Here is an 11227-nt window from a genome sequence, read left to right as displayed (position 1 = left end):
CCTAGCCGTTGTATCTGAGGGCGGATTCACTTCGGGTAGCCGCCCTCAGACGTGCTTCAGTTATTCTTAGACGCCGATTTTTTGCGCCCGGCCAGCCATGCGCCTGCCAGCAGCAACGCCGCCAGTATCAGCAGTAAGCGGTTGCCAACCACAATATACGGTGTATTGCCGGTAAAACCCTGCACCGTGGCGGCTAGCGTGCCGGAGGTAAGCGGCGGCAAGTGAGCGCTGAGATTGCCATGCGGATCGATCACGGCGGTGGTGCCGGTGTTGGTTGCGCGTAACATCGGGCGGCCGGTTTCGATGGCGCGCATTTGTGAAATCTGCAAATGTTGTGGCAAGGCAATGGAGTCGCCGAACCAGGCGATATTCGACATATTCAGCAATATCGTTGCCGCAGGATGACCGGCAGCCTCAGAAGCGGCTAGTTGCGCCGCGATTTCGTCGCCAAACAAATCTTCATAGCAAATATTCGGTAATACCCATTGGTCTTTGACGGCGAAGGGCGGCTGAATCACTGCGCCGCGGTTAAAGTCGCCGAGGGGGATGTTCATCAGATTGACGAACCAGTGAAAACCGTAGGGGATAAATTCGCCAAATGGGACTAAATGGTGTTTGTCGTAACGGTAAATTGTTGATTTGTCGGTCGAACTGGGGGCAGTCTCTGGTGAAAATCCCAGCACGCTGTTGGCATATAGATTGGGGCCGTCGGTGATGGGGATGCCGAGGGCAATATGGCTGCCGGATTGCTGGGCGAATTGGGCGATGGCGGGCAGATATTCTGGTGGTAATTGGGTTTGTAGTAACGGCACTGCAATTTCGGGCGTGGCGATCAGATCGGCTGGCGCGGCGCTGATCAGATTTTTATACAGGTCTAATGCCTGGTCGATCCGGGCTGGATCAAATTTCATTTCCTGTGGGATGTTGCCTTGCAGTAGTCGTACTGAAATCGGCTTGCCGCTTGGTTCGGTCCAGTTGATGGTGTGCAGTCCGAAGCCGGCTAGCAGAACGGCTATTGCTATTAGGCTGGGGAGTTTTTTCTTTGGTAATAGTGCTAGACAGCCGCTGATGAAGGCTGCGATTGCGCCGATGCCATAGACGCCGATTATTGGGGCGTAGCCAGCTAGCGGGCTGGTGGTGTGGGCGTAGCCGGATACCAGCCAGGGGAAGCCGGTAAATAGCCAGCCGCGACACCATTCGTTCAGGGCCCAGAGGGCGGGGAAAATTGCCAATGCGGTGATTAGGCTGGAGGCTGACCAGCGGTTGCGTAACCAGACGGTTATTGCTGCTGCTGTTCCTGTGTATAGGCCGACTAATAGTGCTAGCAGCGCTACCGCTAACGCGGCGATCCAGCCTGGCATGCCGCCATAGACGTGCATGCTGATGTAGAGCCAGTAGACGCCGCAGACGCTCCAGCCGAATCCGAATGCCCAGCCTATTATCAGGGCGTGCTTTACTGAGTCGATTCTAAGTAGGCATCCGATGAGTAATGCCAGGGTTAGCAATTGGATTGGCCATGCGTTGAAGGGGGCGAAGGCTAGTACGTTTAGCGCACCTAGCAGGGCGGCTATTGGGAGGTGGTGCCATTTGAAGCTTAATGTCATGGGCTGGTGGTGTTTGATATGGGGATGTTCGGTTATTTGGTAATTGAAACGGTTTGTTCTCCGTGGATGCAGGCCGGGCTATCCCCGGCGAACTAACCACGGAGCAAAAACCGTTTCAATTAACATCCATCAGAACAAAACCATCCGTTCCAACCATAACGCTAAGAATTCTGATCCGGCAACGTCCCCTGAATCTTCTCAACCAACAAAACATGCACCTGCCGCGGATCAGCGCGCAAAACCTCAAACCTCACATGATCAAAAACAAACGCATCCCCCTTACGAGGAACCCGACCCAGATGATTAGCAATCAGCCCACCAATGGTATCCACGTCCTCATCAGAAAAATGCGTATCCAGCGCCTCATTGAATTGCGAAATCTCAGTCAACGCCTTAACCCGCCAGCGCGCCCCATGATCGCCATCCCGAATCACCAGAATATTGTCCTCTTCCTCATCAAAGTCATATTCATCCTCGATGTCGCCGACGATTTGCTCCAACACGTCCTCAATCGTAATCAGCCCCGCTACGCCACCATATTCATCAACAACAATCGCCATATGATTACGATTAGCGCGAAAATCGCGTAACAACACATTTAGACGTTTTGATTCAGGAATAAAGATCGCCGGTCGCAACATATCGCGCACATCGAACGAATCTTCCGCGTAATAGCGCAATAAATCCTTCGCCAGCAACACACCAATAACCTTATCGCGATCCCCATCCACAGCAGGAAAACGGGAATGCGCCGTCGATAAGACCTCCGGCATCCATTCTTCAATCGGCTTGGTAATATCGATCATATCCATCTGAGAACGCGGCACCATGATGTCGCGCGTGGAAAGATCGGAAACCTGAAAAACACCTTCGATCATCGATAAAGCATCGGCATCGATCAAGTTACGCTCATGCGCATCTTGCAGTACGTCGAGTAGCTCGGCGCGGTTTTCAGGCTCGGGGGAAATGAGGGCGGTCAGGCGTTCAAACAAAGACCTGTGGGGTTTAGCGTCAAATGATTTGACGCTACTAGAGTGCTCGGGCATATGGCGTTAGCCTTGGATTTACGTTGTTTCGGATGCAATAGGATACAACAAATATGTGACGGGACGACGAAACGTGCCCTAGAGGAGACATTTTAGTGGCGCGAATGACGCGATGCGCCATTCATGACGTTGCTCGGAAACAAAAAATGGGCAATGCATCGCCGCATTGCCCATCATATATTGCCGATATTGCAATTATTTCTTCATTTCATCTTTAGTCATACCGTCTTTAGCCATGCCATCCTTAGCCATGCCATCTTTACTCATGGCATCTTTATCCATAGTCGATTTCTTCATTTTAGAAGTCTTTTTCGCCATTTTATCCTTACCCATAGCGTCTTTAGACATCCCATCTTTGGCCATACTGTCTTTGGCCATATTATCTTTGCTCATCGCATCCGGTTTCATTGCATCTTGCGCATACACGCCAGTTGCTGCCAACATCAAACCAGCCATCAACAATGTAGATAAGTTCTTTTTCATGTAAATCTCCAAGTATAAAAAAATGGCGAAAGTGCCGTGTAAATCGATGATGCACAATAAGTCTGTTCAAACTCTTTCGTGTACCAGAAAGGGTTTGAATCGGCTTATCGTGCCGCTCAGACTGGATTTGCCTGAGTTGCCTAAATCATGCTTAAGCGCCACCGAACCAGTTGTACCCCTGATCCTCCCAATAACCACCGGGGTACGTATTGGTTATTGCAATTGACATGATATGTTTCGGATTTTTATAGCCGAGCTTGGTGGGCATCCTCAGCTTCATCGGGAAGCCATATTTCGGCGGTAATATCGCGCCGTCGTAAGTCAGCGTCAGCTGGGTTTGCGGATGCAGCGCGGTCGGCATATCGATGCTGGTGTAGTAATCATCGCCACATTTAAAGCCGACATATTTAGCGCTCAGATCAGCCCCAATTTGCTTCAAAAAATAAGAGAATGGCACCCCGCCCCAGCGGCCGATGGCGCTCCATCCTTCTACACAGATATGGCGCGTAATCTGTTCGTTTTGCGGCAAACGATGCAAGGCGTCGAGTGTCCACGGACGCTTATTGCTGACCAGTCCGCTGACTTCCAGCTGATAGTCGGTGACGTCGATTTCAGGCACTTCGTCTTCGCTATAAAACGCATTAAACGGAAATGGTCGCGTGATCATCGAGGCCGGATAAGTCGGCGCTAATTTGTTTGGATCGAACAGCCACGCCTGCACGCCGTCATTCATCCGGGAAATTTTTGACAGCATCCGATTGACCGACGGCTCGTCGGTGATATTGCAGCCGGTAAGCAGGGTCAGGCCACCGAGGGTCAGCGCCCGCTTAGCGAACAGTCGGCGCGACGGCATTGACAACGCTAGCCGCGCATCTTTTAAGATCGACTCGGTATCGAGTTGCGTTGCGCCAGTGATCAGCCGGGATTTTTTGATCATGATGATTCTCCTTAGCGCCCACGCAGCATGGCCAGCAACGTGCGTGGCACGAGTGCGACCATGATCACGTGAACCAGAATAAATAAGACTAAAAAGCTCATTGCACAAAAGTGAACGACGCGGGCGTTATCAAATCCCCCCATCAGTTCGCGCAGAATCGGAAATTGCACGGATTTCCAAATTGCCAGGCCTGAAATTACGAGCAGTATTAAATCAAGAATGACGGATACATACGCCAGCTTTTGCACCGCGTTATATTTGTCCAGCGCATCGTGTTGCAGCTTGCCTGTGAGCGCTTTATGTAAGTCTTGGAACACCGCGCGCGGATACAATGGCAAAAATTTTTTCCATAGACGTCCGGTACCAGTATTGATCAGCAGATAAACCAGCCCATTAAAAAACAGCAACCACATCGCCGCAAAATGCCATTGCAATGCACCGCCTAGCCAACCGCCTAACGTCCAGTTGTTGGGAATGTGAAATGGGAATATCGGCGAGGCGTTATAAATGCGCCATCCACTCAATATCATCACGATCACCGCCAGTGCATTAAGCCAATGCGTGAGGCGTAACCAGACCGGATGGATAGTGACTTTATTAGTTGCGGAATTGTTCATTTCTGTCTCCCAACGTAAAAGAAGGTGAGGTCATCATGTTCATCATGCGCAATGATTTTCTGTTTTAAGGCTTTCATTTGCCGCGTCCAACATGCTTGAATGAAACATAGTCGTCGGGCGTAACGATTCCTTACACAGTAAATACATATGCTAGTACTTTTTTTGTAAAAGTATAAAAAGCATTTCTTTTGGGAAAGTTTTTGAGCGTTTTTCCGCCCTTAATCCATTCCACAGCCCGGACTAACAACGTCGACCGGTCAGCAACTGGCCGCATCAAAACCGATCAGGCCTGCACTGCTGATGGGAATGGTCAGCACGATAGGGATATCTGCCGTTGCAGTTCTGCTATCAGAGACTTATAAATATTGGCAGGACCCTGATGAGTTTGAGATTGACTTTGATGTAGCGCTCAACGAGAACGAATTTCAGGTTAAGACCGAGCCTATCGATTTGGGCTTGCCGGATCGCTATAAATTATCTTCTGCTTTAGCGAAGATCTGTTACGACCGTGGAGTAGTTGTATTTGATCAAGATGGGATTGCCACCGTCGGCATTATTGGTGCAATCGCAAGGACTGGGCCGCTTGTAAAGTTTCTACGGCCATCGAGAGGAGTTGGCTGATCTTGCAATGACGCAGTTTGCTAATTGCAAACTGCGCGCCGATTTGATGTCGAACGGTTTTATTCCGCCTCGGCGTAAGGGTTAGGCCACCCCAGCGCGGTCAGAATTTCAATTTCCAGACTTTCCATTTCAGTCGCTTCGTCGTCATCTTCATGGTCGTAACCTTGCGCGTGCAAAACACCATGGACGACCAGATGTGCAGTGTGTTCTTCGACTGACTTGTTTTGTTCCGCTGCTTCGCGTTGTAAAACATCGGTGCAGAGAATGATGTCGGCTTCGGTCGTTTCGGCGTCTTCATCTTCGGTATAGGCGAAGGTCAGGACGTTGGTGGCGTAATCTTTGCCGCGATAATCCCGGTTGAGTGTCTGGCCTTCTTCCGCATCGACAAAACGGATTGTCAGGTCCGCGGGCACTAGCAAGGCAGCTTTCACCCAGCGCCGTATTTGCGGGCGCAGGATGATTTCTTTCAAACGTGGATCGGGATATTGCACCGATAACGACAGCTTATTCGTGGCAGGTTTATTTTTTTGCGACATTGCGGCTGCGGGCTCGTTTGGTGATGCCCGTTTCGATAGGTTTAGGAAGTTTTACGGGTTTTGCAGGAACTGGTTCGTGATGGTCAATGACGCCGTGGGTCGATGCCACAGGCGTTGCCAGTTGCGCCGCTTCATATGCATCGACAATACGTGCGACCAATGGATGACGGACGACATCGGTACTGTTAAAGCGGGTAAAAGCGATGCCGCGCACGTCTTTCATAATGTTCATCGCATCGATCAAGCCGCTTTTTTGACCGCGTTGCAAGTCGATTTGGGTAACGTCGCCAGTAACCACGGCTTTGCTGCCAAAACCAATCCGCGTCAAAAACATCTTCATTTGTTCTGGCGTGGTGTTTTGCGCTTCATCGAGAATGATAAACGCGTGGTTTAAGGTGCGACCACGCATGTAGGCGAGCGGGGCGATTTCAATTGCCTGCTTTTCAAACATTTTTTGGGTGCGGTCAAAGCCCAGCAAATCGTATAGCGCATCGTAAAGAGGGCGCAGATAGGGATCAACTTTTTGCGCCAGATCGCCGGGCAGAAAGCCTAGCCGTTCGCCAGCCTCGACTGCCGGACGCGTCAATACAATACGCTTTACTGCGTCGCGTTCCAGCGCATCAACTGCGCAGGCGACGGCCAGATAGGTTTTGCCCGTACCGGCAGGGCCGATACCGAGCGTGACATCGTGTTCCAGAATCGCCCGGATGTATTCCATTTGATGCGGAGTACGTCCACGCAGATCGGCGCGCCGTGTTTTTAGGACCGGATTTTCGATCTCGGTACGCATGATGACATCGCTTGCCGCATGATTGTCGCCAACGCCATTGCCTGCCTCTGTCTGCACATGCGCTTGATTTGCCCGTTGCTCGACCAACGCTAATTGGATTTCATCGACTGAAATGACCCGATGCGCCAACGCATAAAACTGTTCGAGTATCTTGACAGCACGTTCGGCATTGGCCCCAGCGGCGATAAATTTCTCGCCACGACGAAAAAGGGTGACGTCTAACGCGGCTGAAATCTGTCGCAAGTTTTCATCCAGCGGCCCGCACAAATGTGCCAGTCGGGTATTGTCCAGCGGCTGAGGAATGAAGTATTGCGGTTGCGTGGGTGTTTTAGTTTTGGTTTTCAAACGAATGTTTGCTCGTCAGTTATTGCATCAAAAGTGTGGCAGATAAGCGTACCGCTTTTTGCCGCGAGGTGTGTCATGTTGCGTGTATAACTTATGCGCTCACTAAAATTTCGCCACGCAATGAATACTTGTAACTCTCGGTAATGGTGACGTCGATCAGTTGCCCGATCAGGCGTGCGCCTTGTTCTCCGGCTGCAAAATTGACGACCCGGTTATTCTCTGATCGGCCTTGCAATTCGTTGGCGTCTTTTTTAGATGGCCCTTCAACCAGTATCCGTTGCACAGTGCCGATCATCTCTTCGCTGATGCGAATCGTATTGGCTTCAATTACCGCTTGCAACTGTTGCAAACGCTGCAGTTTGACCTCATGCGGCGTATCGTCTTCGAGATTGGCTGCGGGTGTGCCGGGACGCGGACTAAAGATAAAGCTAAAACTGTTGTCGTAACCAATATCGTCGATCAATTTCATTGAGGCATTGAAATCTTCGTCAGTTTCGCCGGGGAAGCCAACAATGAAGTCGCTTGAGATACAAATATTCGGGCGTACTTTGCGCAGACGGCGGATCACCGATTTGTATTCGAGTACTGTATAACCGCGCTTCATCGCCGCCAGAATCCGGTCCGAACCATGCTGCGCTGGCAAATATAAATGATCGACCAGCTTTGGTACTTTGGCGTAAGTATCGATCAGGCGTTGCGTAAATTCTTTGGGATGACTAGTAACAAAACGGATGCGTTCGATGCCGGGCATCTCGGCAATATATTCGATCAGCAACGCAAAGTCGGCAATCTCGCCATCCGCCATTTCGCCACGGAAAGCATTCACGTTTTGGCCGAGCAGCGTAATTTCTTTTACGCCTTGCTCCGCCAGGCCGGCGACTTCGGTTAATACATCGTCAAAGCGGCGCGATACTTCTTCGCCACGGGTGTAGGGGACCACGCAATAGCTGCAATATTTGCTGCAACCTTCCATGATCGACACGAACGCTGTCGAACCGTCGACTTTGGCCGGTGGCATGTGATCGAATTTTTCGATTTCAGGAAAGCTGATATCGACTTGCGAATTGCCTGTCATGCGGCGTTGCTTGATCATTTCTGGCAAGCGATGCAGCGTTTGTGGGCCAAACACGATATCGACGTAAGGCGCACGTTTGACGATGGCCGCACCTTCTTGCGATGCCACGCAACCGCCGACGCCGATCAACAGATTAGGATTTTTGAATTTTAATTCGCGCAAACGGCCCAGATCGGAAAATACTTTCTCCTGTGCTTTTTCGCGCACCGAGCAGGTGTTCAGCAAGATGATGTCAGCGTCTTCCGGGCGATCGGTTTTGATCAAGCCGTCGGAGGCGTTCAGGACATCGACCATTTTGTCAGAGTCGTACTCATTCATCTGACAGCCGAATGTTTTGATGAAGATCTTCTTTTGTATCGTTTTTTCCATGACTACCATTTCAGATTGCTGCGTTGACTCTCGATCGACTGGCTTGCCTCTTCCGGCGTCAATATCCAGACCCGATCCACGTCACCTTGGGCATTTTGTGTGTAATTTACCAGATATTTAGCGCTGCCCAGCGACACTGGAATCTGGGTCAAATGGTTGGGACCCCAAATGCGAGAACCCGGGGAAAGCTGTAAATTAAATTTATCAATGGTGACTGCCGGATAAGCGGTAATCGTCATGTTTCCACGCAATACGGTGGACGGAAACGTGCGATTAAAAGCTAAAGCGGGCAGCGCCAGCAGCGCCAGTGTTAGTGCAATTAACCAGCGTTTAGTCCACTTCGTTGCCTGCATAGAAACTCCATTGCTTTGTTACGTGATGTCTAGTAGCGCCGGGCCCGTCGATGCGCGCAACGGGCGTTTGAGAAATATTGCTTTTTGTGACGGCGATCTCAAGGAAATAGTGTTTGCCTTAAACGCTGCTAAGAATGAAGAAAGCCAGCTTAAAAATAGCGCTTTAGATCACGGGCAGATACCAGAATAAGGGCCGGATTATAGCATTCTGGAATAAAAATTCCGCTTCAGGGCTTCTTTTCTGTGATAGAAATTTAATATAAAAGTTATTTTTTTAGTATCTTTGTGCCTAATTATTCTGTGAGAAATGCAGCCAAATACAGCAGCATGGAAATAAGAAAAGAAAGATTCACCATTCAAGGCATTTTTCTCCTGTTTCAGACGGCCTGAAAGATAGGGAATTATTCGCTATCCGGCACAGTCGAAACCGATTTTTGGGTGCAAAACATGCCGTACCGTATAGCATTATCGTCAAGCGCTGGCCTCTCATCGGCTATGCGTAGCAATCCAGAGAATCGCGTAGTTGGCGCGAAGGATGTAAAAGTTTTATCCGATGGCACGGTGAGTCTGTTAGCGCGTCAATTGCGCCGGGCTGAGAACCGCCTGATAGAAAGCCTGAATAAATACGGTGCAATCGATGTGCCGCAGAATACGCAGCCGTCACCCCGCGTGCGCCGACGCCTCGTGCGAGCGGTACCACAGGGTAGGTTGATCAAACCGACGGCATCGACGCAAATGACGACTGTTTCCATCGATGTGCCGCTGATTTCTGCCGTCGCGCATGAAGTGCGGGTCAAGACGGACTATACGTCAGGGCGCGTTTTAAACATATTTGGGACAGCGTTGAGCGAACCTTTTGCCGAGTTCTTTAAATCGGCGACAGAATTACATGACCGCCTTACCGGGCAGGAGACTTCTCCGGAGACGCTTGCCAAGATCGCGTTGGCGGGCGATATCGGTGATGGGCTGGTTAATGCTATCCCTAGTGTGCCGATCGCGATAAGGCAATTGCTGGGCGCGGCTGCTTTGGTGGGAGCCGATGCCGCTGATGGCAAAGATCCTTCGCTTCAGACGCTGAACAGTGCTGCTTCTAGTGGCGGCGTGTTAAGAGGTCTTGCCGGGCCTAAGCCGATAAATACCGTGGTGAAAAAAAGTCCGTCAAAGCTGGTTGAGCAGACGGTCAGGCAGCAATATCCTTTGGGTCAAATAAATCGTGACGGCACGTTTCCGTTGCGCGAATCTGTGATTTTCATCAAAGGGTCCTTTTATAACGTGCGAGTGCGTCCTGGGCCGCATGGGGGGTATGAGATATTTGGCAAAAATAATCGGGATATTCCGGGCATTCCGGTTCACTACGATCAAAAAATGGGGCAGTGGAAAAGTACGCTGAGAGAATATGCCGTTGCACCTTCGCATCAACATCCGTCTGCAGGGGACGATGGTCTGATGATGATGGGGGATAGACGGTATATCGAGATGAAGCAAAAAGTGTTTCCGGTAGTGCGAAACCATAAAACGCCGGCCGGATGGGAAATTGTGAATCCGCATAACGCTAACGCTGCCCATATTCCAATAGAGCGCAATCCGGCTACGAAAGTCTGGCAAAAAATTCGATTACCGCCGGAATACGCCGCCATCGAATTTGAGGGCGCGGCCAATCAAAATCAGCCAACGAATCAGGCAATCAATTACGTTGAAATGGATGGCCAAAAGTTTCCCGTTCGCTACGATGCAGCCAACAATACTTGGCGGATTTACAGACAGGATCGTCCGAGCGCGCCGGGAATACCGGTGAAATATGATCCCAAAAACGGCTGGCACATCCATATGAATGTCGGATTGCGCGGTGGTGGTGGGTTGCAGGCAAAGCAAGCGGAATTGGTGATTGTCGATCCTGGTCAAACGCGGACCGTCACCGGGGGCGAGGATCTGACGACTTGGGGCATGAGTGATTGCTCGACCGTGGTGCTGTTAAGTGGCTGGAATGCACAAAGCATGAAATGGGATGTGCGCCGGATGATGCACATATCTGGATCATATTTGAGGAGTCTGAACGCTGACGGCGTGACCCAGCAAGAGGCCGGAACAGTGCTGTTGGAGTGGAGCGACGGCGCGCAAGCTGGCGACTGCAAAGTGATTATCGGCTATGGCGTCAACAATTCCAGGCCGTACGGCAGATCGGCATTTTTAGCGCAGGAATATAAGAACCGTTATCCATTGCAGGAACTGATCAGCAAGGCGCAGGGCAAGGTTGAGATGTACAGCGATGGACCGAGTTTGACTGTATCGAAGAACGGCGAAGTAAGGCTGGATAAACATAGCGGCGATAAAATACATGTGCCATCTTCATTGAAAACGATGATGTGGTCGATGCTGCCGAATGGCGTGTAGAAAAGAGCGGCGGGTGCCACGCGATGAGAGGTTTGACGGCGAGTAAATGAAGGATGATTA

The 11227-nt window shown here is 50.6% G+C and carries 12 protein-coding genes; 3 read left to right on the top strand and 9 right to left on the bottom strand.

The features are described from left to right. Window positions 1–56 precede the first annotated feature (56 nt). The 5 genes from lnt to C7W93_RS11855 all read right to left on the bottom strand — a co-directional run bounded on the left by lnt (window position 57) and on the right by C7W93_RS11855 (window position 4687). Complete coding sequence (gene lnt, locus C7W93_RS11875) at window positions 57–1604, bottom strand: apolipoprotein N-acyltransferase (protein ID WP_108440187.1); 1548 nt, start codon at window positions 1602–1604, stop codon at window positions 57–59. A 161-nt stretch (window positions 1605–1765) separates the two neighbouring features. Next, window positions 1766–2650 carry an HlyC/CorC family transporter gene (locus C7W93_RS11870; protein ID WP_108440186.1) on the bottom strand — a complete coding sequence of 295 codons (885 nt, stop codon included), beginning with the start codon at window positions 2648–2650 and terminating at the stop codon, window positions 1766–1768. A 195-nt stretch (window positions 2651–2845) separates the two neighbouring features. Next, window positions 2846–3133, bottom strand: coding sequence for a pentapeptide MXKDX repeat protein (locus tag C7W93_RS11865; RefSeq protein ID WP_108440185.1), 288 nt, complete (start codon window positions 3131–3133; stop codon window positions 2846–2848). Between the two features lie 151 nt (window positions 3134–3284). Further along, on the bottom strand, window positions 3285–4070 hold the full coding sequence (locus C7W93_RS11860) for a molybdopterin-dependent oxidoreductase (RefSeq protein ID WP_108440184.1): 786 nt from the start codon (window positions 4068–4070) through the stop codon (window positions 3285–3287). Between the two features lie 11 nt (window positions 4071–4081). Next, complete coding sequence (locus tag C7W93_RS11855) at window positions 4082–4687, bottom strand: cytochrome b/b6 domain-containing protein (RefSeq protein ID WP_108440183.1); 606 nt, start codon at window positions 4685–4687, stop codon at window positions 4082–4084. A 300-nt stretch (window positions 4688–4987) separates the two neighbouring features. Here C7W93_RS11855 and C7W93_RS11850 point away from each other — a divergent pair, with 300 nt between their 5' ends. Continuing rightward, the gene (locus tag C7W93_RS11850) at window positions 4988–5308 is read left to right on the top strand and encodes a hypothetical protein (RefSeq protein WP_108440182.1); all 321 of its coding nucleotides are present in this window, start codon (window positions 4988–4990) and stop codon (window positions 5306–5308) included. A 59-nt stretch (window positions 5309–5367) separates the two neighbouring features. Here the strand turns inward: C7W93_RS11850 and ybeY are convergent, their stop codons facing one another. The 4 genes from ybeY to C7W93_RS11830 all read right to left on the bottom strand — a co-directional run bounded on the left by ybeY (window position 5368) and on the right by C7W93_RS11830 (window position 8662). Continuing rightward, complete coding sequence (ybeY, locus tag C7W93_RS11845; RefSeq protein WP_108440181.1) at window positions 5368–5844, bottom strand: rRNA maturation RNase YbeY; 477 nt, start codon at window positions 5842–5844, stop codon at window positions 5368–5370. Next, the gene (locus C7W93_RS11840; protein WP_108440180.1) at window positions 5828–6979 is read right to left on the bottom strand and encodes a PhoH family protein; all 1152 of its coding nucleotides are present in this window, start codon (window positions 6977–6979) and stop codon (window positions 5828–5830) included. The genes ybeY and C7W93_RS11840 overlap by 17 nt, the downstream gene beginning before the upstream one ends. 91 nt (window positions 6980–7070) lie before the next feature. After that, window positions 7071–8411 carry a tRNA (N6-isopentenyl adenosine(37)-C2)-methylthiotransferase MiaB gene (gene miaB, locus C7W93_RS11835; RefSeq protein ID WP_108440637.1) on the bottom strand — a complete coding sequence of 447 codons (1341 nt, stop codon included), beginning with the start codon at window positions 8409–8411 and terminating at the stop codon, window positions 7071–7073. Window positions 8412–8425: 14 nt separating this feature from the next. Beyond that, on the bottom strand, window positions 8426–8662 hold the full coding sequence (locus C7W93_RS11830; RefSeq protein WP_225869817.1) for a hypothetical protein: 237 nt from the start codon (window positions 8660–8662) through the stop codon (window positions 8426–8428). Here C7W93_RS11830 and C7W93_RS24835 point away from each other — a divergent pair. Then, window positions 8661–8966 (top strand): hypothetical protein, encoded by a 306-nt coding sequence (locus tag C7W93_RS24835; protein WP_201747258.1) that lies wholly within the window; start codon window positions 8661–8663, stop codon window positions 8964–8966. The two genes, C7W93_RS11830 and C7W93_RS24835, sit on opposite strands and share 2 nt — an antisense overlap. Before the next feature lie 257 nt (window positions 8967–9223). After that, window positions 9224–11167 carry a hypothetical protein gene (locus C7W93_RS11825; protein ID WP_146177552.1) on the top strand — a complete coding sequence of 648 codons (1944 nt, stop codon included), beginning with the start codon at window positions 9224–9226 and terminating at the stop codon, window positions 11165–11167. The last annotated feature ends 60 nt before the right edge of the window (window positions 11168–11227 follow it).

Origin of the sequence: Glaciimonas sp. PCH181 (assembly GCF_003056055.1) — a bacterium.
Taxonomy (GTDB): Bacteria; Pseudomonadota; Gammaproteobacteria; order Burkholderiales; family Burkholderiaceae_D; genus Glaciimonas.
This window is presented reverse-complemented; position numbering and strand designations above follow the sequence as displayed.

What these genes read in the sequence shown, in the direction of transcription:
- lnt (WP_108440187.1), bottom strand. Translation starts at nt 1,604, where the DNA reads ATGACATTAAGCTTCAAATGGCACCACCTCCCAATAGCCGCCCTGCTA.
- C7W93_RS11870 (WP_108440186.1), bottom strand. Translation starts at nt 2,650, where the DNA reads ATGCCCGAGCACTCTAGTAGCGTCAAATCATTTGACGCTAAACCCCAC.
- C7W93_RS11865 (WP_108440185.1), bottom strand. Translation starts at nt 3,133, where the DNA reads ATGAAAAAGAACTTATCTACATTGTTGATGGCTGGTTTGATGTTGGCA.
- C7W93_RS11860 (WP_108440184.1), bottom strand. Translation starts at nt 4,070, where the DNA reads ATGATCAAAAAATCCCGGCTGATCACTGGCGCAACGCAACTCGATACC.
- C7W93_RS11855 (WP_108440183.1), bottom strand. Translation starts at nt 4,687, where the DNA reads ATGAACAATTCCGCAACTAATAAAGTCACTATCCATCCGGTCTGGTTA.
- C7W93_RS11850 (WP_108440182.1), top strand. Translation starts at nt 4,988, where the DNA reads ATGGGAATGGTCAGCACGATAGGGATATCTGCCGTTGCAGTTCTGCTA.
- ybeY (WP_108440181.1), bottom strand. Translation starts at nt 5,844, where the DNA reads ATGTCGCAAAAAAATAAACCTGCCACGAATAAGCTGTCGTTATCGGTG.
- C7W93_RS24835 (WP_201747258.1), top strand. Translation starts at nt 8,661, where the DNA reads ATGTTTCCACGCAATACGGTGGACGGAAACGTGCGATTAAAAGCTAAA.
- C7W93_RS11830 (WP_225869817.1), bottom strand. Translation starts at nt 8,662, where the DNA reads ATGACGATTACCGCTTATCCGGCAGTCACCATTGATAAATTTAATTTA.
- C7W93_RS11825 (WP_146177552.1), top strand. Translation starts at nt 9,224, where the DNA reads ATGCCGTACCGTATAGCATTATCGTCAAGCGCTGGCCTCTCATCGGCT.